The organism is Lelliottia sp. CFBP8978, assembly GCF_034046055.2.
GTDB lineage: Bacteria > Pseudomonadota > Gammaproteobacteria > Enterobacterales > Enterobacteriaceae > Enterobacter.
The window spans coordinates 4,304,333-4,330,812 of the sequence record NZ_CM188253.1 but is presented as its reverse complement, the minus strand read 5'-3'; the positions used below and the strand labels follow the sequence as shown (position 1 = coordinate 4,330,812).

At 54.7% G+C, this 26,480-nt stretch carries 19 protein-coding genes, 2 tRNA genes, 1 rRNA gene and 1 riboswitch; of the genes, 16 read left to right on the top strand and 6 right to left on the bottom strand.

The features are described 5' to 3' along the window. Positions 1-9 precede the first annotated feature (9 nt). Entirely contained in the window at positions 10-2,511 is a 2,502-nt protein-coding gene (ptsP, locus tag SOM82_RS20345; RefSeq protein ID WP_320461719.1) for a phosphoenolpyruvate--protein phosphotransferase, read from the bottom strand. A 315-nt stretch (positions 2,512-2,826) separates the two neighbouring features. Here ptsP and SOM82_RS20340 point away from each other — a divergent pair, with 315 nt between their 5' ends. From SOM82_RS20340 to SOM82_RS20320, 5 genes are read left to right on the top strand one after another with little or no spacing between them, the layout of a single operon-like run. Further along, positions 2,827-3,906: a PTS fructose transporter subunit EIIC gene (locus SOM82_RS20340; protein ID WP_320461720.1), complete on the top strand. Its 1,080-nt coding sequence runs from the start codon at positions 2,827-2,829 to the stop codon at positions 3,904-3,906. 14 nt (positions 3,907-3,920) lie between these two features. Continuing rightward, the gene (locus SOM82_RS20335) at positions 3,921-4,241 is read left to right on the top strand and encodes a PTS fructose-like transporter subunit IIB (RefSeq protein WP_320461721.1); all 321 of its coding nucleotides are present in this window, start codon (positions 3,921-3,923) and stop codon (positions 4,239-4,241) included. 51 nt (positions 4,242-4,292) lie between these two features. Then, positions 4,293-6,587 carry a formate C-acetyltransferase gene (locus SOM82_RS20330; protein ID WP_320461722.1) on the top strand — a complete coding sequence of 765 codons (2,295 nt, stop codon included), beginning with the start codon at positions 4,293-4,295 and terminating at the stop codon, positions 6,585-6,587. Then, entirely contained in the window at positions 6,553-7,428 is an 876-nt protein-coding gene (locus tag SOM82_RS20325; protein ID WP_320461723.1) for a [formate-C-acetyltransferase]-activating enzyme, read from the top strand. The genes SOM82_RS20330 and SOM82_RS20325 overlap by 35 nt, the downstream gene beginning before the upstream one ends. A 1-nt stretch (position 7,429) precedes the next feature. Continuing rightward, complete coding sequence (locus SOM82_RS20320; protein ID WP_320461724.1) at positions 7,430-7,786, top strand: PTS fructose-like transporter subunit IIB; 357 nt, start codon at positions 7,430-7,432, stop codon at positions 7,784-7,786. Here SOM82_RS20320 and SOM82_RS20315 read toward each other — a convergent pair. The 3 genes from SOM82_RS20315 to argE form a co-directional block, all read right to left on the bottom strand. Further along, complete coding sequence (locus tag SOM82_RS20315; RefSeq protein ID WP_320461725.1) at positions 7,773-8,621, bottom strand: helix-turn-helix transcriptional regulator; 849 nt, start codon at positions 8,619-8,621, stop codon at positions 7,773-7,775. The genes SOM82_RS20320 and SOM82_RS20315 overlap by 14 nt on opposite strands. A gap of 95 nt (positions 8,622-8,716) precedes the next feature. Further along, positions 8,717-11,368: a phosphoenolpyruvate carboxylase gene (ppc, locus tag SOM82_RS20310; protein WP_320461726.1), complete on the bottom strand. Its 2,652-nt coding sequence runs from the start codon at positions 11,366-11,368 to the stop codon at positions 8,717-8,719. Between the two features lie 257 nt (positions 11,369-11,625). Then, positions 11,626-12,777: an acetylornithine deacetylase gene (gene argE / locus SOM82_RS20305; RefSeq protein WP_154128720.1), complete on the bottom strand. Its 1,152-nt coding sequence runs from the start codon at positions 12,775-12,777 to the stop codon at positions 11,626-11,628. An 88-nt stretch (positions 12,778-12,865) separates the two neighbouring features. On the opposite strand from argE, the gene argC reads away from it, so the two are divergent. The 4 genes from argC to oxyR all read left to right on the top strand — a co-directional run bounded on the left by argC (position 12,866) and on the right by oxyR (position 17,323). Continuing rightward, positions 12,866-13,870 (top strand): N-acetyl-gamma-glutamyl-phosphate reductase, encoded by a 1,005-nt coding sequence (gene argC, locus SOM82_RS20300; protein WP_320461727.1) that lies wholly within the window; start codon positions 12,866-12,868, stop codon positions 13,868-13,870. Positions 13,871-13,876: 6 nt separating this feature from the next. Next, entirely contained in the window at positions 13,877-14,653 is a 777-nt protein-coding gene (argB, locus tag SOM82_RS20295) for an acetylglutamate kinase (RefSeq protein WP_154128722.1), read from the top strand. A gap of 53 nt (positions 14,654-14,706) precedes the next feature. Continuing rightward, positions 14,707-16,080 carry an argininosuccinate lyase gene (argH, locus tag SOM82_RS20290; protein ID WP_154128723.1) on the top strand — a complete coding sequence of 458 codons (1,374 nt, stop codon included), beginning with the start codon at positions 14,707-14,709 and terminating at the stop codon, positions 16,078-16,080. 325 nt (positions 16,081-16,405) lie between these two features. Next, positions 16,406-17,323, top strand: a complete 918-nt coding sequence (oxyR, locus tag SOM82_RS20285; RefSeq protein ID WP_154128724.1) for a DNA-binding transcriptional regulator OxyR — start codon at positions 16,406-16,408, stop codon at positions 17,321-17,323. Here the strand turns inward: oxyR and sthA are convergent. Continuing rightward, the gene (gene sthA, locus SOM82_RS20280) at positions 17,306-18,706 is read right to left on the bottom strand and encodes a Si-specific NAD(P)(+) transhydrogenase (protein ID WP_100778401.1); all 1,401 of its coding nucleotides are present in this window, start codon (positions 18,704-18,706) and stop codon (positions 17,306-17,308) included. The two genes, oxyR and sthA, sit on opposite strands and share 18 nt — an antisense overlap. 196 nt (positions 18,707-18,902) lie before the next feature. On the opposite strand from sthA, the gene fabR reads away from it, so the two are divergent. After that, positions 18,903-19,544 (top strand): HTH-type transcriptional repressor FabR, encoded by a 642-nt coding sequence (gene fabR / locus SOM82_RS20275; RefSeq protein ID WP_320461728.1) that lies wholly within the window; start codon positions 18,903-18,905, stop codon positions 19,542-19,544. 3 nt (positions 19,545-19,547) lie between these two features. Beyond that, positions 19,548-19,907 (top strand): YijD family membrane protein, encoded by a 360-nt coding sequence (locus SOM82_RS20270; RefSeq protein ID WP_154128726.1) that lies wholly within the window; start codon positions 19,548-19,550, stop codon positions 19,905-19,907. Between the two features lie 63 nt (positions 19,908-19,970). On the opposite strand, the gene trmA is transcribed toward SOM82_RS20270, so the two are convergent. Further along, positions 19,971-21,071, bottom strand: coding sequence for a tRNA (uridine(54)-C5)-methyltransferase TrmA (gene trmA, locus SOM82_RS20265; protein WP_320461729.1), 1,101 nt, complete (start codon positions 21,069-21,071; stop codon positions 19,971-19,973). Positions 21,072-21,175: 104 nt separating this feature from the next. Then, a riboswitch (cobalamin riboswitch) is annotated at positions 21,176-21,353 on the top strand. Positions 21,354-21,419: 66 nt separating this feature from the next. Between trmA and btuB the strand changes: the two genes are divergently transcribed. From btuB to SOM82_RS20240, 5 genes are all read left to right on the top strand, one after another. Continuing rightward, entirely contained in the window at positions 21,420-23,270 is a 1,851-nt protein-coding gene (btuB, locus tag SOM82_RS20260) for a TonB-dependent vitamin B12 receptor BtuB (RefSeq protein ID WP_320461730.1), read from the top strand. Then, positions 23,215-24,066 carry a glutamate racemase gene (murI, locus tag SOM82_RS20255; protein ID WP_320461731.1) on the top strand — a complete coding sequence of 284 codons (852 nt, stop codon included), beginning with the start codon at positions 23,215-23,217 and terminating at the stop codon, positions 24,064-24,066. Before btuB ends, murI begins: the two co-directional genes overlap by 56 nt. 383 nt (positions 24,067-24,449) lie before the next feature. After that, positions 24,450-25,989 (top strand): 16S ribosomal RNA (locus tag SOM82_RS20250). Between the two features lie 71 nt (positions 25,990-26,060). Further along, positions 26,061-26,137 (top strand) — tRNA-Ile (locus SOM82_RS20245). A gap of 110 nt (positions 26,138-26,247) precedes the next feature. After that, positions 26,248-26,323: transfer RNA gene (locus SOM82_RS20240), tRNA-Ala, on the top strand. The last annotated feature ends 157 nt before the right edge of the window (positions 26,324-26,480 follow it).

Sequence of the window (26,480 nt, the reverse complement as noted above, 5' to 3'; positions counted from 1 at the left end):
TTCCTCTGTTTACAGTTCTAATTCACGTTGCAGCAGGGCCGCGATGGCCTCTTCGGAGCTGGCGTTCACCAGCGCGTTGCGGAAATCTGCGTGCATGATGCGCCGCGCCAGACGCGAGAAAATACGCATGTGCTGATCGCCCGCCGCGTGTTTATTGAGGGTCAGCATGATGATGAATTGTGCCTCTTCATCGCCCCACTGCACGGGGGCTTTAAGGCGCGCGACGCTGATGGTGGATTGTTCAATATGCTCGGATTTGCTGTGTGGAATGGCAAAACTGAAACCCAGACCGGTCGAGAACACGGCTTCACGCGCCCACAAATCGGCTTCCAGTTTGCGCGGATAACGGCAGCGTCCGGCGAGCAGCAGCTTATCGGTCATGCCTTTCATGACCTCTTCCTTGCTGGCCCAGTCGTTATCCAGCGAAATGCAGTACGGCGTCACCAGCGGCGTATCCTGATGATTCATGCGGAACTGGGCGAGCAGATGCTCCACTTCCAGCGAGGTGCGACACGCCATTGCCTGATTGAGCAACTGGCGGCACGCGCGGCTGTCCAGCTGTGCCAGGCGCGCTTTGGTCGCGGGAATCGACGGTGATCCCATGCTGAGCTCATCCAGCCCCAGCCCGACCAGCAGCGGCAGCACCGACCCTTTTGCCCCCAGCTCACCGCAAAGACCAATCCATTTTCCCTGGCGATGCACGGCCTGCACGGCGAAATCGAGCGCCCGCAGGAACGCCGGATTCAGGCTGTTGTAATGACGCGTCACTTTGGCGTTATCCCGGTCGACCGCCAGCAGATATTGCGTCAGGTCATTACTGCCGATGCTAAAGAAATCAATCTCTTCACAACACTGGTCGATGATGAACATCACCGACGGCACTTCGAGCATGATGCCGAGCGGGATCTTCTCTTCGAACGGAATATGCTCGGCGCGCAGTTGTTGTTTGGCTTCGGCGAGTTTTTCTTTCACCCATAGGATCTCTTCCATCGAGGAGATCATCGGGATCATTATCTTGAGACTGCCGTGGGCAGAGGCGCGGAGGATCGCCCTGAGCTGAGTGGTGAACAGCGCGGCGTACTCTTCGTAAATACGTACCGCGCGATAGCCGAGGAACGGGTTGTTCTCTGCCGGAATGTTGAGGTATTCAACAGGTTTGTCACCACCAATATCCATAGTGCGCACGATGATGCTGCGCCCGTTCGCACTCTCCAGGGCCTGACAAAAAATGTTGTACAGTTCGTTTTCACAGGGGGCGCTGGCGCGGTCCATGTACAGCATTTCGGTGCGGAACAGGCCAACGCCCTCGGCCCCGTTACCAAATGCGGCCTGCGCTTCAGCTGAATGGGCAATGTTGGCTGCAATTTCAATGCGTAGACCGTCTGCGGTTCTCGCTTCGCGATTGAGCCAGACGCTCTGCTGCTCGCGCAGCATCTGCTGTACGTCGCGTTCCTGCTGGTAATAACGCTCAACGGCGATGCTGGCATTCACCACCACCACACCGGCGTTCCCGTCTATAAATACCGGCTGGTCGCGCCACGAAAGCAGGCTGTCGCTGTCGACGCCGACCAGCGTTGGGATGTTAAAGGAACGCGCCAGAATCACAGTGTGTGAAGTGGTCCCGCCACTTTTCAGCAGCAGACCTTTCAACAGCGTTTTATCCAGTTCGAGGAACTGGCCTGGCGTGAGGTCGTCGGCAAGACAAACGGACGGCTGCGTGAGTTGGCCCGGAGCCGGAAAGCGCTCCTCGCTGTAGATTTGCTGTAACAGCTGATAGCAGACATCGCGCACGTCGAGCACACGCTCCTGTAAATAGCTGCTGCTGGAGCGCGAAAACTCGGCGCAGAAATGATTTGCCGTGGCGATGACCGCTTGCGCACAGCTCAGTCCCTGGTTGACGCCCGTCAGCAGATGCTGGCGCAGAGAGGTGTCTGTCGCCAGCGAGCGGTGGGCTTCCAGAATCGCACTCGCGGTGCTGTCGCTATCCAGCGCGCGCAGCCCAATGTTTTTTACCAGCAGCGTCAGGCCCTGATCCAGCGCAGACTGTTCCTCTTCTGTGCCCCGGGCATCAGGAAGAGAGGTGAGTGCGTTGAGATCGAGTGAAGTAAGTAACGTCAGCACGCCGTGCTCGCTCCCGCTGCACACGGGCAGGGCGCGAAACAGCGTTGGATTCAGGCGAGTCAGGGATTCCGGCAGTGGGTCGAGATCGGTGCTGATGGCGGCGGCCAGCGGCGCATCACAGTGGGGGAACTCCTCTTTTAGCCACTGTGCCAGACGTTCAAAGGCGCTTTGCTCATCTTCGCCCGTGATAATCAACCGGCAGGAGTCACCTGTTAGCGTATCGGTACCAATCAGCGCCAGCGCACTTTTAGCATCACCTGTGCGGTCAGTGCGCAGGTTATGCCACTCAATTTTCGATGAAAATGTATTGCACAGCGTTTCAACGCAACTTGCCGGGCGGGCATGTACGCCATTAGGTAACTCACAGATAAATTCCACTACCAGAGACATACGCTCACTCCTGAAATCCAAAACCATCATTAGTGGAAAGCATACGAGCGTGACGGTGAAGCGCGCCATGTGACAAAACTGCCAAAAGCTGGACAAATGTAATGTCTGGTGAAAAGTGAGATTTAACTCACAGGTTGGCTGTTTTTGCTCATTGCTAAGCGGGGCGTAAATTTCGAGGCGGATCGCATTTTTCTTTCTACATTACAAAAATCCAGCAAATGGCCTTTTTGTCCACTGTCAGGCCGCTTCCCGATTGCCTATTGTTTGCCACAACATCTCTATGGATAAGGGCGGGCATAAGCTCAGGAGCGACACATGAAAGAGTTGGTGCATATTCTCAAGAACACGCGGCAGCATCTGATGACGGGGGTGTCGCACATGATCCCCTTTGTCGTCGCAGGCGGTATTTTGCTGGCTATTTCGGTCATGCTCTACGGCAAAGGGGCTGTCCCGGACGCTGCCACCGATCCTAATCTGAAAAAATTGTTCGATCTCGGCGTGGCAGGCTTAACGCTGATGGTGCCTTTTCTGGCGGCCTATATCGGTTACTCCATTGCTGAACGTGCGGCGCTTGCGCCCTGCGCTATCGCGGCATGGGTTGGTAACAGCTTCGGCGCAGGGTTCTTCGGCGCGATCATCGCCGGGATACTCGGCGGTATTGTTGTCTTCTATCTGAAAAAACTGCCGGTGCCGAAAGTGCTGCGCTCGGTGATGCCAATTTTCATTATTCCTATCATCGGCACCTTCATCACCGCAGGCATCATGATGTGGGGACTCGGCGAACCGGTCGGCGCGCTCACCAGCGGTTTAACACACTGGCTGCAGGGCATGCAGCAGGGAAGCATCGTGGTACTCGCCGTCATCATGGGGCTGATGCTGGCCTTCGACATGGGTGGCCCTATCAACAAAGTGGCCTACGCCTTCATGCTGATTTGCGTGGCGCAGGGGGTTTATACGGTGGTCGCCATCGCGGCGGTCGGAATCTGTGTTCCACCGTTAGGTCTCGGGCTGGCGACGCTAATTAACCGCAAGAATTTCAATGCAGAAGAGCGTGAAGCGGGTAAAGCGGCGCTGGTTATGGGCTGCGTTGGCGTGACGGAAGGGGCGATTCCCTTTGCCGCCGCCGATCCGCTGCGCGTGATCCCCTCCATCATGCTTGGCTCTGCCTGTGGCGCAGTCACCGCCGCCGTATTTGGCGCGCAGTGCTATGCCGGATGGGGCGGCCTGATTGTTTTGCCGGTAGTGGAAGGCAAACTCGGGTATATCGCCGCCGTCGCCGTGGGTGCGGTAGTCACTGCGGTCAGCGTCAACGTGCTCAAAAATATTGCGCGAAAGAACACGAAACAGGTTGAGGAAAAAGAAGACGACCTGGATCTGGATTTTGAAATTAACTGAGTGAGGAAGAGAACATGGTCCGAATTATTGCAGTCACTGCCTGTCCGTCTGGCGTTGCCCACACCTATATGGCCGCTGAAGCGCTGGAAAGTGCCGCCAAAGCCAAAGGCTGGGAAGTCAAAGTCGAAACTCAGGGCTCTATCGGCCTGGAAAACGAACTGACCGCTGAAGACGTTGCGGCGGCGGATATGGTCATCCTGACCAAAGATATCGGCATTAAGTTTGAAGAGCGTTTCGCCGGGAAAACCATTGTGCGCGTTAACATCAGCGATGCGGTGAAACGCGCAGACGCCATCATGAACAAAATTGATGCCCACCTGGCGCAAACCGCCTGACGTCCTCCCGCCCTTTGGGGCGGGCTTGTTTTCAGCTACAGGAGTTCCCTCATGACGAATCGTATTCAGCGCCTGAAAGACGCCTTGTTCGCCAGCCCACGTGAAATATCCCTTGAACGTGCGCTGCTCTATACCGAATGCCATCAGCAGACGGAAGGCGAACCGGTCATTTTGCGCCGGGCGAAAGCGACGGCGTATATTCTTGACCACGTCGAGATAGCGATTCGTGATGACGAACTGATTGCCGGTAATCGCACGGTCAAACCGCGCGCCGGGATTATGTCGCCCGAAATGGACCCATACTGGCTACTGAAAGAGCTGGAGCAATTCGCCACCCGACCGCAGGATCGTTTTTCTATCTGCGAAGAGGATAAACGCCTCTATCGCGATGTGCTTTATCCGTACTGGGAAAAACGGTCGATGAAGGATTTCATCAACAGCCAGATGACGGATGAAGTGAAAGCGGCGGTGAGCACGCAGATTTTCAGCGTTAACCAGACGGACAAAGGCCAGGGACACATCATCATTGATTACCCGCGCCTGCTCAATAACGGGCTGGGGGCGCTGGTGGCAGAAATGGACGAACACTGTCAGCGCGAGCCGCAGAATCATTTCTATCAGGCCGCGCTGCTCCTGCTTGAGGCCTCTCAGCGCCATATTCTGCGCTACGCAGCGCTGGCGGAGGCGATAGCGGAACGCAGTGACGAACCGCGTCGCCAGGAATTGCTGACCATCGCCGCAAATTCGCGCCATAACGCGCGGTATAAGCCGCAAACTTTCTGGCAGGCCTGTCAGCTGTTCTGGTACATGAACGTCATTTTGCAGTATGAATCCAACGCCAGCTCGCTCTCTATCGGGCGCTTCGACCAGTATATGCTGCCGTTTTATCAGGCCTCTCTGACTCAGGGCGAAGACCCTGCGTTCCTCAAAGAACTATTAGAATCCCTGTGGGTAAAATGCAACGATATCGTGCTGCTGCGCTCGACCAGCAGCGCCCGCTATTTTGCTGGTTTCCCGACCGGTTACACCGCGCTGTTAGGTGGCCTGACGGAGAATGGTCGCAGCGCGGTTAACGTGCTCTCATTCCTGTGTCTCGATGCGTATCAGAGCATCCAGCTTCCCCAGCCGAACCTCGGCGTGCGGGTGAATGAGTTTATCGACAGACCCTTCCTGCTCAAGACGGCAGAAACCATCCGTCTGGGCACCGGTATTCCGCAGATTTTCAATGACGAAGTGGTGGTGCCTGCGTTCCTGAACCGCGGCGTGTCGCTGGAAGACGCGCGCGATTATGCGGTTGTCGGCTGCGTGGAACTCTCCATTCCGGGCAAAACCTACGGACTGCACGATATCGCCATGTTTAACCTGCTGAAAGTGATGGAAATCGCGATGCAGGAGAACGAAGGCAATGCTGATCTCAGTTATGACGGGCTGCTCGAACATATCCGCCATAAAATTAACCACTACATTGCGTTGATGGTGGAGGGCAGCAATATCTGCGACATCGGCCATCGCGACTGGGCGCCGGTTCCGCTGCTCTCTTCGTTTATCAGCGATTGTCTCGTTAATGGCAAAGACATCACGGAGGGCGGAGCGCGGTATAACTTCTCCGGCGTTCAGGGCATTGGTATCGCCAATCTGAGTGACTCACTTCATGCGCTGAAAGGGTTGGTGTTTGAACAGCAGCGCTTAAGTTTTGATGAACTGCTGGCGGTACTAAAGGCAAACTTCGCTACGCCGGAGGGCGAAAAGATTCGTGCAAGGCTGATCAATCGCTTTGAAAAGTATGGCAATGATATCGATGAAGTCGACAATATCAGCGCTGAACTCCTGCGTCATTACTGCAAAGAGGTCGAGAAATATCGAAACCCGCGCGGGGGGCAATTCACGCCGGGGTCGTACACCGTCTCAGCGCACGTGCCGCTTGGCGCTGTCGTTGGAGCCACGCCAGATGGACGCTTTGCCGGTGAACAGCTGGCCGACGGTGGGCTATCGCCGATGCTCGGTCAGGACATGCAGGGCCCGACGGCAGTGCTGAAATCTGTGAGTAAGCTGGATAACTATCTGCTCTCGAATGGCACCTTACTGAATGTGAAATTCACACCGGCGACCCTAGAAGGGGATGCAGGTTTACAAAAACTGGCCGATTTCCTGCGCGCTTTTACTCACCTCAAGCTCCAGCATGTGCAGTTCAACGTGGTGAATGCGGATACGCTTCGCGAAGCGCAGCAGCGCCCGCAAGATTTCGCCGGGCTGGTGGTCCGCGTCGCCGGGTACAGCGCCTTCTTTGTCGAGCTGTCGAAGGAGATTCAAGATGACATTATCCGCCGCACCGCGCACCAGCTGTGAAGTGATCGAAACCCGCGCCGATGTGGCGCGGATTTTCAACATCCAGCGTTACTCCCTGAACGATGGGCGGGGCATACGTACTGTCGTGTTTTTCAAAGGCTGCCCCCACTCCTGCCCGTGGTGTGCGAACCCGGAATCCATCTCGCCAAAGATTGAAACCGTGCGCAGAGAGAGTAAATGTCTGCACTGTGCGCCCTGTCTGCGGGATGTCGAGGAGTGTCCTTCCGGTGCGTTTGAGCACATTGGGCGTGATGTGACGTTGGATGAACTCGAACGCGAGGTGATGAAAGACGAGGTCTTCTTTCGCTCATCCGGCGGGGGTGTGACGCTCTCCGGTGGTGAAGTCCTGATGCAGGCCCCGTTTGCCACTGCGCTTTTGCAGCGACTGCGTCGATGGGGGATTCACACCGCCATTGAAACTGCAGGCGATGCGCCGATTTCCCGCCTGTTACCCCTCGCAAAGCAGTGCGATGAAGTGCTGTTCGATCTAAAAATCATGGATGCAGACCAGGCGAAAACGGTGGTGAAGATGAATTTACCACGGGTGCTGGATAACCTGCTGCGTCTGGCGGAAGAGGGTATCAGCGTGATCCCACGCGTGCCGCTCATCCCCGGTTTTACGCTGAGCGAAGCGAATATGAATCGCGTGCTGGCATTTCTGATACCCTCAGGAATACGGCAGTTGCATTTGCTGCCCTTTCATCAGTACGGGGAACCGAAATACCGGCTGCTCGGACACGAATGGACGATGAGTCAGGTGGCTGTACCCACGGAAGAGGAGATCGCCACAATGCAACAAATGGCCGAACGGGCAGGATTTTTGGTTACCCTTGGAGGTTAACATGACAGCGAACGCAGGGCACCGTATCGCCGCCGTCACCGCCTGTGTCAGCGGTGTCGCTCATACCTACATGGCTGCCGAACGGCTGGAAAAGCTCTGTTCACAGGAAAAATGGAGCGTTCGGATTGAAACTCAGGGCGCTCTGGGCATTGAGTGCGAACTGACTGACGAAGACATTCGTCAAGCGGAGGTCGTTCTGCTGATTACCGATATAGAGCTGTCTGGAATGGAACGCTTCGAACAGTGTCGCTATGTGAAGTGCGGTATCAATGCCTTCTTACGTGAGCCGCAAAAGGTGATGAGTGCAGCGCGTAAGATGCTTTCTGCTCCACAGCATACCCATCTTATTCTGGATTAACTGTTTTGCCGGTGAGCTGGCTGTGATACTGGCGGCGATACTCCGACGGCGAACGCTCTGTATTCTTGCGAAACAGTCGGCAAAAATAGTTACTGTCTACAAACCCGCAGCTGTGCGCGATCTCTTTGACCTTCAGATCATACCCTTTCAGTAACTGGCGCGCGTGCTCCAGCCGGGTATGTGTCAGATATTCGTTAAACCCTACCGCACCGGTCTTCTGGAAAAGATGCGACAGATAGTTGGGTGAGATGTAGAACGCTTTAGCGACGGATTCGCGGGTGAGCGGTGAGGCGTAGTGCTCATCAATATAGTCGCGAACGGCGCCGAATAAGGCTTCGCTGCGTGATGCGGTCTGAATCTGGCTGCCTAGCAGGTCGGTACAATGGCTGAGCAGGCTTAACGTTATCAGGCGCGCGGTGTGTTGTTCCTGCGGTTGCATCTGCATTTCATGCAGCGTTTGTAACAGGAAAGAGCCAATGCGCGGGCCACGGCGTGCAACGTGCTGCTTGGCCAGATTGCGAAGGACGACGCCGTCCCATTGCACCAGGCTAAATCCAAGCTGCTGCTTGCCAAACAGAATGCTCAGGGCGGTTGCAGGCTGCTGCCATTGTGGAAAGTTCCAGCCACCCGCCGGGACGTACAGAACATCATTCGGGTGCAAAACCCCCGTTGATGCATTCTGCACTGAGCCTTCCAGCACGATCTCCAGACGCGGAAAATCGACCTGCAGTGCCAGCTCGGGTGCGAGAGAGGTGGGGTTAGCGAAATGCACCTGCCGCAGTGATGTCGGGCCATTAATCAATCCGGCCAGGATCAGGCTGATATCTTGCTGCATGGTGTTTCCTTTCACGTTGACCAAAGAGAAAACCTTACCTGCAGGCATAAAAAAAGGCCACACATAGTGTGGCCTGATAAGCGTAAAACAAGAGGTTAGCCCGTGTTACGCATGCCTGCGGCGACGCCCGCGATGGTGACCATTAGCGCTTGCTCAACGCGCGGATCCGGCTCTTTGCCTTCTTCTTCCGCTTGACGAGAGCGATGCAATAGCTCTGCCTGCAGTACGTTCAGTGGGTCGGTGTAGACATTACGCAACTGGATAGACTCAGCAATCCACGGAAGATCTTCCATCAGATGTGAGTCGTTGGCGATATCCAGTACCACTTTGATATCGCCTTCCAGCAGCTCGCGCAGCTCTTTACCCAGGCCCCACAGCTCGGGTTTTACCAGCCGCTGATCGTAGTATTCTGCCAGCCACAGGTCGGCTTTGGAGAACACCATCTCAAGCATGCCCAGACGGGTGGAGAAGAATGGCCAGTCGCGACACATTGTTTCCAGCTCATGCTGTTTGCCATCTTCGACCACTTTTTGCAGCGCCGCACCGGCACCGAGCCAGGCGGGCAGCATCAGACGGTTTTGCGTCCAGGCGAAAATCCACGGAATGGCGCGCAGGGATTCCACACCGCCTGTCGGGCGACGTTTCGCAGGGCGAGAGCCGAGTGGCAGTTTGCCCAGCTCTTGTTCAGGCGTGGCAGAGCGGAAGTAAGGAACGAAATCTTTGTTTTCACGCACGTAGCCGCGGTACAGGTCGCAGGAGATGTCCGACAGCTCGTCCATGATGTGACGCCATGCGTCTTTCGGCTCCGGAGGTGGCAGCAGGTTCGCTTCCAGAATCGCGCTGGTGTAGAGCGACAGGCTGCTGATGGTCACTTCCGGCAGACCGTATTTAAAGCGGATCATCTCGCCTTGCTCGGTGACGCGCAGGCCGCCTTTCAGGCTGCCCGGCGGTTGCGAAAGCAGTGCCGCGTGAGCCGGCGCGCCGCCGCGGCCAATGGAGCCGCCGCGTCCGTGGAACAGCGTCAGTTCGATACCCGCTTTTTCGCAGGTCTTGATCAGCGCGTCTTGTGCCTGGTACTGCGCCCAGGATGCCGCCATTACGCCCGCATCTTTTGCCGAGTCGGAATAGCCAATCATCACCATCTGTTTGCCCTGAATAAAGCCGCGATACCAGTCGATATTCAGCAACTGGGTCATGACATCGTTGGCGTTGTTCAGGTCGTCGAGGGTTTCAAACAGCGGCGCTACGGGCAGCGCAAAAGTGATCCCGGCTTCTTTCAGCAACAGGTGAACGGCCAGCACGTCGGAAGGGGTCTTCGCCATGGAGATCACATAGGCGGCGACAGATCCTTTTGGCGCATCAACGATCGCTTTACAGGTGTTGAGCACTTCGCTGGTTTCTTCGCTCGGTTCCCAGCTACGTGGCAGGAGTGGGCGTTTTGAATTCAGTTCGCGGATCAGGAACGCCTGTTTATCGGCTTCTGACCAGCTTTCGTAATCGCCGATACCGAGATAGCGAGTCAGTTCGCCCAGCGCTTCGGTGTGGCGGGTACTTTCCTGACGCACGTCGATACGCACCAGCGGCACGCCGAAACACTTCACGCGGCGCAGGGTATCGAGCAGTTCGCCGTTGGCGATGATGCCCATGCCGCATGCCTGCAGGGATTTGTAACACGCGTAGAGCGGGTCCCACAGCTGTTCGTTCTGGCTCAACAAACCTGCAGGTTTTGGCAGACGCTGGCCTTTCAGACGCGCTTCCAGCCATGCCTGGGTTGCCAGCAGCTGGCTGCGCAGGTTTTTCATCAGATAGCGGTACGGCTCGCTGGCCCCCGCTTCGCCCACCAGTTCCAGCAGCTCTGGCGTGGCTTCTACCATCGACAGCTCGGAAATCAGGATCTGAATATCTTTCAGGAACAGGTCGGTCGCTTTCCAGCGGCTGAGCAGCAGGACGTGACGGGTGATTTCAGCGGTGACGTTCGGGTTGCCGTCGCGGTCGCCACCCATCCATGAGGTGAAGCGTACCGGCACAAAATCCACCGGCAGGCGATAACCCAGATTCTCTTCGAGCTGCTCGTTAAGCTCGCGCAGATAATTCGGCACGCCTTCCCAAAGACTGTTTTCGACGACCGCAAAGCCCCATTTGGCTTCGTCGACCGGGCTTGGGCGATATTTACGGATTTCATCGGTGTGCCAGGATTGCGCAATCAGCTGGCGCAGACGACGCATCAGCTGGTTACGTTCGTAATCAACGATGTCTTTGTTATCTAACTGCTTCAGGCAGTTGTTCACTTCCACCATTTTGTGGATCAGCGTACGACGGGTGATCTCGGTGGGGTGTGCGGTGAGCACCAGCTCAAGTGACAGCGATTCGACCGCTTTTTTAATCGTCGCTTCGTTAAGGTCGGGTTGCTCTTTGAGTTTTCTGAGCGTACGGGCAATGACTTCCGGGTTGCTGGCAGCTTCGCCGTTTGGCGAGATGCTGTGGTATTGCTCGGCTGTGTTGGCCAGGTTCAGAAACTGGCTAAACGCGCGCGCAACGGGCAGAAGCTCATCGTTAGACAGGTTCTGCAAGGTGGTGAGCAACTCCTGACGGTTCGCTTCATTTCCAGCACGGGAGGATTTGGACAGCTTACGGATTGTTTCAACGCGGTCGAGAATGTTCTCCCCCAACGCATCCTTGATGGTATCTCCCAGCACTTTGCCGAGCATACTGACATTACTACGCAACGCGGAATATTGTTCGTTCATAAAACCCAGACACCCCATCATTTTTGTTTATGCCCATTCAGAACTCTTTTGGACATTATTTTGTCATCTCCCTTTATAAAGCCACGTAAAACCCCTGTCGTCAATTGCTGCGAAAACGGTTCAGCAAACGAATAAATGTGGGCAATTTACGAAATTTAATTCGCTTCGCGTCAGATAAGAGATGCTTATGAGAATGTGATGGCGATCATGCGTTTTAGTGCCCTCTCCCACACGGAGAGGGAACCAAAGCGGGAACGTTAGTGCCAGCAGAAGTGATGCACAACCTGGGTAATTAATTCGCGGGTCGGCTTAATAAAACGGGTTTCCAGATATTCATCCGGCTGGTGGGCCTGGTTGATAGAGCCTGGACCCAATACCAGCGTCGGGCACAGCGTCTGGATAAACGGCGCTTCGGTGCAGTAGTTAACGACCTCGGTTTGCGCACCGAGCAGTTTTTCAACCACCTCCACCAACTGATGATTTGGCGGACACTCATAGCCCGGGATCGGCGGATGCAGTTCCGTGACGGTCAAACGGCCAGGCCAGCGCTCGCTCACCGGGGCCAGCGCTTCTGTGAGTAATCCATCCAGATCGCTCAGGGTCATGCCGGGTAGCGGACGGATGTCCATATGTAATTCGCAACAGGCGCAGATGCGGTTAGACGCGTCGCCGCCGTGCAAACTGCCAAGGTTGAGCGTGGGATACGGCACGGTGAATGCATCGTGGTGATAGCGCTCTTTGAGGGAGTCGCGCAGCTGCATGATGCGACCAATGGCATCGTGCATTAGTTCGATAGCGTTGACGCCGCGTGCCGGATCGCTGGAGTGGCCAGACTGCCCCAGGACGCGCACGGCGGTAGAGATGTGGCCTTTATGTGCCCGGACCGGCTGGAGCGAAGTCGGTTCGCCGATAATCGCACAATCGGGACGCAGTTCGGTGTTTTCAGCAAAATAGCGCGCACCTGCCATACTGGTTTCTTCGTCGGCGGTCGCCAGAATATAGAGTGGCTTTTTCAGCTTTGTGACATCGACGTCACGCAGCGCATCGAGAATGAACGCGAAAAACCCTTTCATGTCTGCCGTGCCCAGACCGTAAAGCTTGTTGTCGTGTTCAGTCAGGGTGAACGGATCGCGCGTCCAGCGTCCATCATCGAAAGGCACGGTATCGGTATGTCCAGCCAGCAGCAGGCCGCCTGCACCCTGTCCGGTACTGGCCAGCAGGTTAAATTTGTGGCGGGTTCCTGGTACGGGTTGAACTTCCACCTTAAACCCGAGTTCGCTAAACCAGCCAGCCAGTAAATTGATTAAAGACTCATTGCTCTGGTCGAGCGCTTCTTCGGTCGCGCTGATGGACGGCGTGGCAATCAGAGCGCGGTAGATCTCGATAAAGGGTGGTAAATTCATTTTCATTGTTGACATACCTTAGGTCGTGATAGTATCAATATTCATGCACTAAATGTGAATAAAAATACACTAACGTTGATCGTAAAGGAACCCGATGTTGAATACGCTGATTGTGGGCGCTAGCGGTTATGCGGGCGCAGAGCTAGTGAGCTACGTGAATCGCCATCCTCATATGACCATAACCGCTTTGACCGTGTCAGCGCAAAGCAATGATGCGGGAAAGTTAATTTCCGATTTGCATCCGCAACTTAAGGGGATCGTCGACCTGCCGTTGCAGCCGATGTCCGACATCAGCGAGTTTAGCGATGGCGTGGATGTGGTGTTTCTCGCCACCGCTCACGAAGTCAGCCACGACCTGGCGCCGCAGTTTCTGGCTGCCGGCTGCGTGGTGTTTGATCTCTCTGGCGCGTTCCGGGTTAACGATAGTGCGTTCTACGAAAAATATTATGGCTTTACTCACCAGCATCCGGATCTGCTTAAAAAAGCGGTTTATGGTCTGGCGGAGTGGAGCGCGGATAAGCTGAAAGAAGCCAATTTGATTGCCGTTCCAGGATGTTATCCAACGGCGGCACAGCTTTCGCTGAAACCGTTGATCGACGCGAGCCTGCTGGATCTCAATCAGTGGCCGGTGATCAATGCGACCAGTGGCGTAAGCGGTGCCGGGCGTAAGGCCGCGATGTCGAACAGCTTCTGTGAAGTGAGCCTGCAACCGTATGGCGTGTTCAACCACCGTCATCACCCAGAAATCACCACCCATCTGGGCGCGGAGGTGATTTTCACCCCGCATCTGGGCAACTTCCCGCGCGGGATCCTCGAAACCATCACCTGCCGTCTGAAACCGGGCGTGACGAAAGAACAGGTGGCAGCGGTCTTTAATGAGGCATATGCCGACAAGCCGCTGGTGCGTCTGTATGACAAAGGTGTTCCGGCGCTGAAAAACGTGGTTGGTCTGCCGTTCTGCGATATTGGCTTTGCCGTTCAGGGTGAACACCTGATCGTGGTTGCCGCAGAAGATAACTTACTTAAAGGCGCTGCCGCACAGGCCATGCAGTGTGCAAATATTCGTTTTGGCTTCGCTGAAACCCAGTCTCTTATTTAAGGTGTGATGATGAACCCATTAATTATCAAACTCGGTGGTGTCCTGCTGGACAGCGAAGAAGCGCTGGAACGCCTGTTTACCGCGCTGGTTAACTATCGCGAATCACATCAGCGCCCGCTGGTGATTGTTCATGGCGGCGGCTGCGTGGTGGATGAGCTGATGAAAGGGCTTAACCTGCCGGTGAAAAAGAAAAACGGCCTGCGCGTGACCCCTGCCGATCAGATCGACATCATTACCGGCGCGCTGGCGGGAACCGCCAATAAAACGCTGCTGGCGTGGGCGAAGAAACAAGGTATCGCGTCAGTGGGGCTTTACCTGGGCGATGGCGACAGCGTTAAGGTTACGCAACTCGACGAAGAGCTCGGTCACGTTGGGCTGGCGAAGCCGGGGTCACCTGCGCTGATTAACATGTTGCTGGAAGGCGGGTTCTTACCTGTTGTCAGCTCTATCGGTGTGACCGACGAAGGGCAACTGATGAACGTCAATGCGGATCAGGCGGCGACGGCCCTGGCGGCAACGCTGGGCGCTGATCTGATTCTGCTCTCTGACGTGAGTGGCATTCTGGACGGTAAAGGCCAGCGCATCGCTGAGATGACGGCGGCGAAAGCCGAGCAGTTGATCGATCAGGGCATTATTACTGATGGCATGATTGTGAAGGTGAATGCCGCACTGGATGCCGCCCGCACGCTGGGTCGCCCGGTCGATATCGCCTCATGGCGTCATGCGGAGCAACTCCCGGCGCTGTTTAACGGTACGCCGATTGGCACCCGTATTCTGGCATAAGTTTTTTCCCCTTCTCTGAGGGGCATCATTAAACGAATTTAAGGAAGCATGTTATGGCACTTTGGGGTGGGCGTTTTACACAGGCAGCGGATCAGCGGTTCAAACAGTTCAACGACTCTTTGCGCTTCGACTACCGCCTGGCCGAACAGGATATCGTCGGCTCTGTGGCCTGGTCCAAAGCGCTGGTCACGGTAGGTGTGCTGAGCGCGGATGAGCAGCTGCAGCTGGAAGAGGCGCTGAACAATCTGCTGGAAGAGGTTCGCGTGAACCCGCAGCAAATCCTCGAAAGCGATGCTGAAGACATTCACAGCTGGGTGGAAGGCAAGCTTATCGACAAAGTCGGCCAGTTGGGTAAAAAGCTGCACACCGGGCGTAGCCGTAACGATCAGGTCGCGACTGACCTGAAGCTGTGGTGCAAAGATACCGTTGGCGAGCTGTTGTCGGCGAATCGCCAGTTACAAAGCGCGCTGGTCGAAACTGCACACAGCAATCAGGATGCGGTCATGCCGGGTTATACCCACCTGCAACGTGCGCAGCCGGTGACGTTTGCACACTGGTGTCTGGCCTATGTTGAGATGCTGGCCCGTGATGAAAGTCGTTTACAGGATACGCTGAAGCGTCTGGACGTTAGCCCGCTGGGCAGCGGTGCGCTGGCCGGAACGGCCTACGAAATCGATCGTGAACAGCTGGCCGGCTGGCTGGGATTTGCCAGCGCAACCCGCAACAGCCTGGACAGCGTCTCGGATCGTGACCATGTTCTTGAACTGCTTTCAAACGCTTCCATTGGCATGGTGCATCTGTCGCGCTTTGCCGAAGACCTGATTTTCTTCAACTCTGGCGAAGCCGGATTTGTTGAGCTGTCTGACCGTGTGACGTCCGGATCATCGCTGATGCCGCAGAAGAAAAACCCGGATGCTCTGGAGCTGATTCGCGGCAAGTGTGGTCGCGTTCAGGGTGCGCTTACCGGCATGATGATGACCCTGAAAGGCCTGCCGTTGGCTTACAACAAAGATATGCAGGAAGATAAAGAAGGGTTGTTCGACGCGCTCGACACCTGGCTGGATTGTCTGCACATGGGAGCGTTAGTTTTGGACGGTATTCAGGTGAAACGTCCGCGTTGCCAGGAAGCGGCGCAGCAGGGTTATGCGAACTCCACTGAACTGGCGGATTACCTGGTCGCAAAAGGTGTACCGTTCCGTGAGGCGCACCATATTGTGGGCGAAGCGGTGGTTGAGGCGATTCGTCAGGGCAAGCCGCTGGAAGACCTTACGCTGGCTGATTTGCAAAAATTCAGTGCGGTGATTGGCGATGATGTCTATCCGATCCTGGCGCTGCAATCGTGTCTGGATAAGCGTGCTGCGAAAGGCGGCGTGTCGCCGAAGCAGGTGGCGCAGGCGATTTCCGATGCGAAAGATCGGTTGATTTAGTGGCGTGCGGGCTGATGCCCTCACCCCGGCCCTCTCCCACGGGGAGAGGGAGAAAATACTAAAAACGGTCACTGGTGTGGCCGTTTTGCTTTTGCCTTGGGCGTTTTTACGCAAAAAAAAGCGGACACGGAGTCCGCAAAAGTTCACGTTGGCTTTAGTTGTTCGAGTTTGAGAGAAACTCGTATGACGCGGCGGAGACTTCAAGGGTCAAACAGGTCCCGCCCCGTCTATGTGGTGTATTATTCAACAGAATGCTTGATAGGGATAATCGTTCGTTGCTATGCTATCTATCGCCATGAACTATCGTGGCGACGGAGGATGAATAATGAATATTCGTGATCTTGAATACCTGGTAGCGTTAGCTGAGCATCGTCATTTTCGCCGCGCGGCAGATTCCTGCCACGTCAGCCAGCCGACCCTGAGCGGTCAGATCCGCAAGCTGGAAGATGAGCTGGGCGTGATGCTGCTGGAACGTACCAGTCGTAAAGTGCTGTTCACCCAGGCCGGTTTGCTGCTGGTGGATCAAGCGCGCACTGTGTTGCGTGAGGTCAAAGTGCTGAAGGAAATGGCAAGCCAGCAGGGGGAAGCCATGTCTGGCCCGCTGCATATTGGCCTGATCCCCACCGTTGGCCCGTATCTGTTACCGCAAATTATTCCGATGCTGCATCAGACGTTCCCGAAGCTTGAAATGTATCTGCATGAAGCGCAGACCCATCAGCTGTTGGCTCAGCTTGATAGCGGCAAACTGGATTGCGCGATTCTGGCGCTGGTCAAAGAGAGTGAAGCCTTTATCGAAGTGCCGCTGTTCGATGAGCCGATGATGCTGGCGATCTATGAAGATCACCCGTGGGCGAACCGCGATCGCGTGCCGATGTCCGATCTGGCGGGTGAAAAGCTGCTGATGCTGGAAGACGGCCACTGTCTGCGCGATCAGGCGATGGGCTTCTGTTTTGAGGCGGGTGCGGATGAAGATACGCATTTCCGTGCAACCAGCCTGGAAACGCTGCGCAATATGGTGGCGGCGGGCAGCGGAATTACTTTGCTGCCAGCCCTGGCCGTGCCGCGCGAGCGTAAGCGTGACGGTGTGGTTTATCTGCCGTGCATTAAACCGGAGCCGCGCCGTACCATTGGCCTGGTTTATCGTCCGGGATCACCGCTGCGCAGCCGCTATGAGCAGCTGGCAGAGGCCATCCGCAGTTCGATGGATGGCCATTTTGACAGTGCGTTAAAACAGGCGGTTTAAGCCATTTAGCGCCGCTACCCGATAGGCTTCTGCCATTGTCGGGTAGTTAAAGGTGGTGTTAACGAAGTACTCGATCGTGTTACCGCCACCTTTTTGCTCCATGATCGCCTGCCCGATATGAATGATTTCCGCGGCGCGTTCACCAAAGCAGTGAATCCCCAGGATCTCTTTCGTCTCGCGATGGAACAAAATCTTCAGCGTGCCCACGCTCATTCCCACGATTTGCGCCCGCGCCAGATGTTTAAACTGCGCACGACCTACCTCGTAAGGCACTTTCATTGACGTCAGCTGCTGTTCGGTTTTACCCACCGAGCTGATCTCCGGAATGGTGTAAATACCGGTCGGGATATCTTCGATCAGATGCGCTGTCGCTTCGCCTTTGACCAGCGCCTGTGCAGCGATGCGACCCTGATCGTAAGCGGCGGAAGCCAGGCTCGGATAGCCAATCACATCACCCACCGCGTAGATATGCGGTAAGGCAGTCTGGTACATGCTGTTGACCTTCAGCTGACCACGGCTGTCGGTTTCGAGGCCGATGTTTTCCAGCGCCAGTGAATCGGTGTTGCCGGTACGGCCATTGGCATACAGCAGGCAGTCGGCTTTGAGCTTTTTGCCGGACTTCAGGTGCATGATCACACCGTCATCGCAACCTTCGATTTTCTCGTACTCTTCGTTGTGGCGAATAACCACGCCGCTGTTCCAGAAGTGGTAGGAGAGGGAGTCGGACATCTCCTGATCGAGAAACGCCAGCAGACGGTCGCGGGTGTTAATCAGGTCCACTTTCACGTCCATTCCGCGGAAGATCGACGCATATTCGCAGCCAATCACCCCTGCGCCGTAGATCAGTACGTGTCGCGGCTCATGATGCAGGCTCAGAATGGAGTCGCTGTCATAAACGCGCGGGTGCGAGAAATCAACGTCCGTAGGATGGTACGGGCGAGAGCCGCAGGCGATAACAAATTTCTCGGCGGTAATCGTCTCAACGGAACCGTCATGGCACTTCAGCGCCAGCGTGTGCTCGTCAACAAAGTGCGCATCCCCCTGCAAGATCTCGCAGTGGTTACGTTCGTAGAATCCCTGGCGCATCCGCGTTTGCTGGTTAATCACGTTATCGGCGTGGTTAAGGATGTCGGCAAAGGAAGAACGAAGAAGTCGGGAATGGTCGCTGTAAAGAGGGTTTTGATTGAATTCGATAATGCGGCTAACGGCGTGGCGGAGGGCTTTTGAAGGGATGGTGCCCCAGTGGGTGCAACCGCCACCAACATTATGATAGCGCTCTATGACCGCTACTCTGGCTCCCTGTTTCACCAGTCCCATCGCAGCGCCTTCGCCGCCGGGGCCGGAACCAATAACTATTGCGTCGTAATCGTAGGTGTGTGGCATGGCAAGGCTTACCTGTTCTTATACATAAAAGCAACAGAATAGTAACATCATTGGTCGGATAACCCAATTATCGTTGTGCTCTTTTCGAGCTGTGGAGCACAAACCGCGCGTAAACAATCATTCACAAAGCCGCGTAAACAGATTAATTTTATTCTCTGGTATAGTGCCAGCAGGCCTTTGGAAGGATTCGATTAAAGTGATGGGCGTAAGAGCACAACAAAAAGAGAAAACCCGGCGTTCGCTGGTGGAAGCGGCATTCAGTCAGTTGAGTGCAGAGCGGAGTTTTGCCAGTTTGAGCTTGCGCGAAGTTGCACGCGAAGCAGGGATTGCGCCAACGTCCTTCTATCGTCATTTCCGTGATGTGGATGAACTGGGTCTGACCATGGTGGATGAGAGCGGCCTGATGCTGCGCCAGCTCATGCGTCAGGCGCGTCAGCGTATTGCCAAAGGCGGCAGCGTTATCCGCACGTCGGTATCTACCTTTATGGAATTTATCGGCAACAATCCCAACGCGTTTCGCCTGTTACTGCGTGAACGCTCGGGAACATCTGCCGCGTTTCGTGCCGCTGTGGCGCGGGAAATTCAGCATTTTATCGCGGAACTTGCCGACTATCTTGAAATCGAAAACCATATGCCACGCGCCTTCACGGAAGCGCAGGCCGAGGCGATGGTGACGATTGTTTTCAGTGCGGGCGCTGAAGCACTGGATGTTGGCGTTGAACAACGCAAGCAACTCGAAGAGCGACTGGTCCTGCAGCTGCGGATGATTTCCAAAGGGGCGTATTATTGGTATCGCCGTGAACAAGAAAAGTTGGCGCATCAAATCGACGAAGGGTGAGAAATGAAACAGTCAGGTCAGGATAAAGGTACGTTGTTGCTGGCATTGATCGCTGGCTTATCAATCAATGGTACGTTCGCAGCCGTGTTTAGCTCCATCGTGCCATTTTCGATTTTTCCGATCATCGCTGTGGTGCTGACGGTTTACTGTTTGCATCAGCGCTATCAGAATCGCACCATGCCGGTAGGATTACCGGGCCTGGCTGCCGCGTTCTTTGTTCTGGGCGTTCTGCTGTATAGCACCGTAGTGCGCGCGGAATATCCGGATATCGGCTCTAACTTCCTGCCTGCTGTACTTTCTGTGGCGCTGGTATTCTGGATCGGCGTTAAAATGCGTCACCGTAAGCACCAGATATCGGAATAAACGAAGCGCTATCAGACACTTTCAGGCAGGTAGCGCAAGGCTTACCTGCCCTGTAAAAGCTGATTATTTCGCCGTCAGCAGTACGCCGCACTCCATATGGTGCGTATAAGGGAACTGATCGAACAGCGCCAGCCGCTCAACCTTGTGCGTCTGGCTTAATGTTTCCAGATTCTTGCATAAGGTTTCCGGGTTGCAGGAAATGTACAAAATCCGCGGATAAGCCTGCACCATTTTCTCGGTTTCGCTGTCCAGCCCGCTGCGCGGGGGATCGACGAAAATCGTCTCGCACTGGTAGCTCTTCAGATCGATTCCCTGCAAGCGGTTGAATTCGCGCACGCCATTCATTGCCTGAGTAAACTCTTCAGCCGCCATACGAATGATCTGTACGTTATCAATGTGGTTTGCCGCAATGTTGTATTGCGCCGCCGCAACGGACGGTTTGGCGATCTCGGTAGCCAGCACGCGTTCAAAATTACGCGCCAGCGCCAGCGAAAAGTTGCCGTTACCGCAGTATAGCTCCAGCAAATCACCCGTTGCCCCTTCGGTGGCGTTCAGTGCCCACTCCAGCATCTGGACGTTCATCGCTGCATTTGGCTGAGTGAAGCTGTTTTCGACCTGGCGATAGATCATCTCTTTCCCGGCCACCGGCAGCCGTTCGTCAACGTAATCCTGATCGAGCATAATTTTGGTTTTCGTCGCGCGGCCAATCAGATGCACATTGATGTTCTTCGCACGCAGCGCATCGCGCAGAGTTTCGGCTTCCTGACGCCATTCATCGTTCAACGCTTTGTGATACAGCAGTGAGACGATGGCCTGGTTGCTTTGCGTGGTGAGGTAATCAATCTGGAAAAGCTTGTGGCGCAGAACGGGGTTCTCGCGAACGCTTTCAATCATCAACGTCATCAATTGATTAATTAATTCGCTGGCCGCCGGAAAACTATCCACGCGGATACGAGATTTTGTCTGCTGGTCGAAAATGATGTGATAGAGGTCATCGCCATCATGCCAGATGCGGAACTCGGCGCGCATGCGGTAGTGGCTGACCGGTGAGCGAAACACCTCTGGAACGGGCGCAGCGAAAGGCGTCATCATACTTTGCAGGCGGACCACTTTCTCTGCCAGCTGCGCGTCGTACTGTTCTGTCGGGAGGTGTTCGGGGGTCATGATGCATCCTGAGTGGTAGACAATTTCGCGGGGATTGTAAGCACTGTACAGGGGATGTCCAGATTTAATCATGCATAGCTGTCTGGACATCCATACGTTTCTAATTGTAGCATTCTGTTTCCGGTCTTCTTTTAGTGAAAAGGGAATCCAGTGTAAATCTGGAGCTGACGCGCAGCGGTAATGACTGGCGGGATGAATGTTGTAGACACTGCTGTAAAGCGGGAAGTCTTCATCCGTAAAACGCCACCAAGCCCGAAGACCTGCCGGAACCACGTCGCATTTGGTTTCATCATCGCGTGCTATAGATGACGCCTGCGGCATCCTTCTTATATTGTGGATGCTTTAACAATGATTAAAAAAGTATCGCTGATGACGGCGCTTTCCGTCACGGCATTTTCGGGCTGGGCGCAGGAAAGCGCTGACTCGTTGGTGGTGACAGCAAACCGTTTTGAGCAACCGGCAAATACCGTTCTGGCACCGACGTCTGTGGTGACTCGTGAAGATATCGAACGCTGGCAGGCCAAGAGCGTCGTTGAAGTCATGCAGCGTTTGCCGGGGGTGGATATCGCCCAAAGCGGTGGCATGGGGGCAAACGCTTCTACTTTTATACGCGGCACGGAATCACGTCACGTGCTGGTGCTGATTGACGGCATTCCTCTGAACAACGCCGGGATCAGCAACGTTGCCGATCTCAGCCAAATCCCTACCTCTCTTATCCAGCGTATTGAGTACATTCGCGGTCCACGCTCGGCGCTGTATGGTTCCGATGCGATTGGCGGGGTGATCAACATTATTACCGGGCGCGATAAGCCTGGCGGTGAAATCTCTGCGGGCGTGGGGTCGAAGGGCTACCAGGCGTACGACGGTTCATTCCAGCAGGTATTTGATAAAACCAAAATTACCCTGGCTGGCAACTATACCTATACCCGTGGCTTTGATATTGATGCGCAGGACGCGCCGCGTCAGCCGGATCGCGACGGTTTTATGAGTAAGTCTCTGTACGGTTCCGTGGAACAGCAGATCACCGATAGCGTGAGCGGCTTCTTCCGCGGCTTTGGCTATGATAACCGCACTGCTTATGACGGTTATGATAGCTATGACCATAACCACAACATGACCGGCACGCCAGATACCCGTCAGCTTTACAGCCAGAACTGGGATACCGGGTTGCGCTACAACCAGGGGATTTATCAGTCACAGTTGGTTGCGGGCTATGGTCGTAGTAAAGATCAGAACTATGATCCGAAAAAAGGCCGTTATGCTGATTCTGCTACAACCGATGATGTGAAGCAGTACACCACCCAGTGGGTAAACACCTTTAGCGTCGGACACGGCAATGTCGGTGTGGGTCTGGACTGGCAGAAGCAGAAAACCGAAGCGGGAACGGGTAGCATGAAAAATGGCTACGATCAGCGTAACACTGGCGTGTTCCTTTCTGCGATGCAGCAGTTTAATAGCGTGACGCTGGAAGCGGCTGCGCGTAACGACGATAACTCTAACTTTGGTAACCACAGCACCTGGCAAACCAGCGCTGCATGGGAATTCATCGAGGGCTATCGCGTTATCGGTTCTTATGGCACGGCCTATAAAGCGCCAACCATGAGCCAGATCCACAGTGAGGATTATGGTAATCCAAATCTTAAACCCGAAGAGAGCAAGCAGTGGGAAGGTGGGTTTGAAGGATTGACGGGGCCGGTTAACTGGCGCGTGACGGGTTATCGCAATGATGTCGATAACCTGATTGGGTACGACTCAAACTTCCGTTTCTATAACGTGAATGAAGCCAGAATCAAAGGGATTGAAGCGACGGCGCAATTTGATACCGGGCTGCTGAGCCATCAGATCTCTTATGATTATGTTGACCCACGTAACGCCAAAACCGATGAAGTGCTGGCTCGTCGCTCTAAGCAACAGGTTAAGTATCAGTTGGACTGGCAGGTATGGGACCTCGACTGGAACCTCGCCTACCGTTATCTGGGGACGCGTTATGATGTCGCAGTCGATCGCGATACCTATGCGACTGAACGTGTGAAAATGGGGGGGGTAAGTTTGTGGGATGCCGCAGTTTCATATCCTGTCACCTCACACCTGACAGTTCGTGGTAAAATAGCCAACCTGTTCGATAAAGATTACGAGACAGTATATGGCTACCAAACTGCAGGACGGGAATACACCTTGTCTGGCAGCTACACCTTCTGATCCACGTCCCACCGTGCTGGTGTTTGACTCCGGCGTCGGTGGGCTTTCGGTCTATGATGAGATTCGGCATCTCCTGCCGGATCTCCATTACATTTATGCTTTCGATAACGTGGCATTCCCTTATGGGGAAAAGAGCGAAGACTTTATTGTTGAGCGCGTAGTCGAAATCGTCACTGCCGTACAACAGTGTTACCCCTTAGCGCTGGCCGTGATTGCCTGTAATACCGCAAGCACCGTTTCTCTTCCTGCCTTACGCGAAAAATTCCCGTTCCCGGTTGTTGGCGTGGTACCAGCGATTAAGCCTGCTGCCCGTCTGACCGCAAATGGCATCGTTGGCCTGTTGGCCACACGCGCAACGGTAAAGCGTCCTTATACCCGTGAGCTGATCGAACGTTTTGCTAACGAATGTCAGATCGCTATGCTCGGGTCTGCTGAGCTGGTGGAGATGGCTGAAGCGAAACTGCACGGTAAGCCGGTGTCGCTGGAGGAGCTGCGTCGTATTCTGCGCCCGTGGCTGCTTATGGCCGAACCGCCGGATACGGTGGTACTGGGTTGCACGCACTTTCCTCTATTGCAGGAAGAGCTGCTCGCGTTATTGCCGGAAGGCACTCGTCTGGTTGACTCTGCTGCAGCAATTGCCCGGCGTACCGCCTGGCTGCTTGAACATGAAGCGCCTGATGCCAAATCCACTGATGCAAATATTGCCTATTGTATGGCGCTGACGCCTGAGACTGAGCGACTTTTACCCGTTTTACGCCGTTATGGCTTTGAAACGCTCGAAAAACTAGCGCTTTAGCAGGGTTTTGAGCAAAAAAGAGACGGTTGAAAGTTTTTTTTAAAAGAGGGGTTGTCAACGTCAGAGAACTCCCTATAATGCGCCTCCACTGACACGGAACAACGGCAAGCAAGCCGCCGGGGCAGAAGGGGTTCAGCGATGAACGCCGACAGAGAAAAGCGAAAATAAACGCTTGACTCTGAATGAGGAAAACGTATTATACGGGACCTCGCAACGGTGAGCGAAAGCCGCGTTGCACTGCTCTTTAACAATTTATCAGACAATCTGTGTGGGCACTCAAAGTGACATGGATTCTAAACGTCGCAAGACGCTAAATGAATACCCAAGTCTCTGAGTGAACATACGTAATTCATTACGAAGTTTAATTCACGAGCATCAAACTTAAATTGAAGAGTTTGATCATGGCTCAGATTGAACGCTGGCGGCAGGCCTAACACATGCAAGTCGAGCGGTAGCACAGAGAGCTTGCTCTCGGGTGACGAGCGGCGGACGGGTGAGTAATGTCTGGGAAACTGCCTGATGGAGGGGGATAACTACTGGAAACGGTAGCTAATACCGCATGACGTCGCAAGACCAAAGAGGGGGACCTTCGGGCCTCTTGCCATCAGATGTGCCCAGATGGGATTAGCTAGTAGGTGGGGTAACGGCTCACCTAGGCGACGATCCCTAGCTGGTCTGAGAGGATGACCAGCCACACTGGAACTGAGACACGGTCCAGACTCCTACGGGAGGCAGCAGTGGGGAATATTGCACAATGGGCGCAAGCCTGATGCAGCCATGCCGCGTGTATGAAGAAGGCCTTCGGGTTGTAAAGTACTTTCAGCGAGGAGGAAGGCATTGTGGTTAATAACCGCAGTGATTGACGTTACTCGCAGAAGAAGCACCGGCTAACTCCGTGCCAGCAGCCGCGGTAATACGGAGGGTGCAAGCGTTAATCGGAATTACTGGGCGTAAAGCGCACGCAGGCGGTCTGTCAAGTCGGATGTGAAATCCCCGGGCTCAACCTGGGAACTGCATTCGAAACTGGCAGGCTAGAGTCTTGTAGAGGGGGGTAGAATTCCAGGTGTAGCGGTGAAATGCGTAGAGATCTGGAGGAATACCGGTGGCGAAGGCGGCCCCCTGGACAAAGACTGACGCTCAGGTGCGAAAGCGTGGGGAGCAAACAGGATTAGATACCCTGGTAGTCCACGCCGTAAACGATGTCGACTTGGAGGTTGTTCCCTTGAGGAGTGGCTTCCGGAGCTAACGCGTTAAGTCGACCGCCTGGGGAGTACGGCCGCAAGGTTAAAACTCAAATGAATTGACGGGGGCCCGCACAAGCGGTGGAGCATGTGGTTTAATTCGATGCAACGCGAAGAACCTTACCTACTCTTGACATCCACGGAATTTAGCAGAGATGCTTTAGTGCCTTCGGGAACCGTGAGACAGGTGCTGCATGGCTGTCGTCAGCTCGTGTTGTGAAATGTTGGGTTAAGTCCCGCAACGAGCGCAACCCTTATCCTTTGTTGCCAGCGGTTCGGCCGGGAACTCAAAGGAGACTGCCAGTGATAAACTGGAGGAAGGTGGGGATGACGTCAAGTCATCATGGCCCTTACGAGTAGGGCTACACACGTGCTACAATGGCGCATACAAAGAGAAGCGACCTCGCGAGAGCAAGCGGACCTCATAAAGTGCGTCGTAGTCCGGATTGGAGTCTGCAACTCGACTCCATGAAGTCGGAATCGCTAGTAATCGTAGATCAGAATGCTACGGTGAATACGTTCCCGGGCCTTGTACACACCGCCCGTCACACCATGGGAGTGGGTTGCAAAAGAAGTAGGTAGCTTAACCTTCGGGAGGGCGCTTACCACTTTGTGATTCATGACTGGGGTGAAGTCGTAACAAGGTAACCGTAGGGGAACCTGCGGTTGGATCACCTCCTTACCTGAAAGAACCTGCCTTTGTAGTGCTCACACAGATTGTCTGATGAAAAATAAGCAGTAAAAAATCTCTGCAGGCTTGTAGCTCAGGTGGTTAGAGCGCACCCCTGATAAGGGTGAGGTCGGTGGTTCAAGTCCACTCAGGCCTACCAAATTTATCCTGATACTGCGTTGTGAAAAGACTCGCATACTTCAGTATGCTTCGTCATTCCACGCCTTGTCTCAGTCTAAATTACCGGTAATGAGATTTAGTCTTTGCGATGGGGTTATAGCTCAGCTGGGAGAGCGCCTGCCTTGCACGCAGGAGGTCTGCGGTTCGATCCCGCATAGCTCCACCATCCTTTTACTGCTGAAAACAAGAAAACTTCAGAGTGTACCTGAAAAGGTTCACTGCGAAGTTTTGCTCTTTAAAAATCTGGATCAAGCTGAAAATTGAAACGACACACTGTGTCTGTTCTCCGTAATAAGAACAGACAGGCGGTGTGTTCGAGTCTC

What these genes read in the sequence shown, in the direction of transcription:
- ptsP (WP_320461719.1), bottom strand. Translation starts at nt 2,511, where the DNA reads ATGTCTCTGGTAGTGGAATTTATCTGTGAGTTACCTAATGGCGTACAT.
- SOM82_RS20340 (WP_320461720.1), top strand. Translation starts at nt 2,827, where the DNA reads ATGAAAGAGTTGGTGCATATTCTCAAGAACACGCGGCAGCATCTGATG.
- SOM82_RS20335 (WP_320461721.1), top strand. Translation starts at nt 3,921, where the DNA reads ATGGTCCGAATTATTGCAGTCACTGCCTGTCCGTCTGGCGTTGCCCAC.
- SOM82_RS20330 (WP_320461722.1), top strand. Translation starts at nt 4,293, where the DNA reads ATGACGAATCGTATTCAGCGCCTGAAAGACGCCTTGTTCGCCAGCCCA.
- SOM82_RS20325 (WP_320461723.1), top strand. Translation starts at nt 6,553, where the DNA reads ATGACATTATCCGCCGCACCGCGCACCAGCTGTGAAGTGATCGAAACC.
- SOM82_RS20320 (WP_320461724.1), top strand. Translation starts at nt 7,430, where the DNA reads ATGACAGCGAACGCAGGGCACCGTATCGCCGCCGTCACCGCCTGTGTC.
- SOM82_RS20315 (WP_320461725.1), bottom strand. Translation starts at nt 8,621, where the DNA reads ATGCAGCAAGATATCAGCCTGATCCTGGCCGGATTGATTAATGGCCCG.
- ppc (WP_320461726.1), bottom strand. Translation starts at nt 11,368, where the DNA reads ATGAACGAACAATATTCCGCGTTGCGTAGTAATGTCAGTATGCTCGGC.
- argE (WP_154128720.1), bottom strand. Translation starts at nt 12,777, where the DNA reads ATGAAAATGAATTTACCACCCTTTATCGAGATCTACCGCGCTCTGATT.
- argC (WP_320461727.1), top strand. Translation starts at nt 12,866, where the DNA reads ATGTTGAATACGCTGATTGTGGGCGCTAGCGGTTATGCGGGCGCAGAG.
- argB (WP_154128722.1), top strand. Translation starts at nt 13,877, where the DNA reads ATGATGAACCCATTAATTATCAAACTCGGTGGTGTCCTGCTGGACAGC.
- argH (WP_154128723.1), top strand. Translation starts at nt 14,707, where the DNA reads ATGGCACTTTGGGGTGGGCGTTTTACACAGGCAGCGGATCAGCGGTTC.
- oxyR (WP_154128724.1), top strand. Translation starts at nt 16,406, where the DNA reads ATGAATATTCGTGATCTTGAATACCTGGTAGCGTTAGCTGAGCATCGT.
- sthA (WP_100778401.1), bottom strand. Translation starts at nt 18,706, where the DNA reads ATGCCACACACCTACGATTACGACGCAATAGTTATTGGTTCCGGCCCC.
- SOM82_RS20270 (WP_154128726.1), top strand. Translation starts at nt 19,548, where the DNA reads ATGAAACAGTCAGGTCAGGATAAAGGTACGTTGTTGCTGGCATTGATC.
- trmA (WP_320461729.1), bottom strand. Translation starts at nt 21,071, where the DNA reads ATGACCCCCGAACACCTCCCGACAGAACAGTACGACGCGCAGCTGGCA.
- btuB (WP_320461730.1), top strand. Translation starts at nt 21,420, where the DNA reads ATGATTAAAAAAGTATCGCTGATGACGGCGCTTTCCGTCACGGCATTT.
- murI (WP_320461731.1), top strand. Translation starts at nt 23,215, where the DNA reads ATGGCTACCAAACTGCAGGACGGGAATACACCTTGTCTGGCAGCTACA.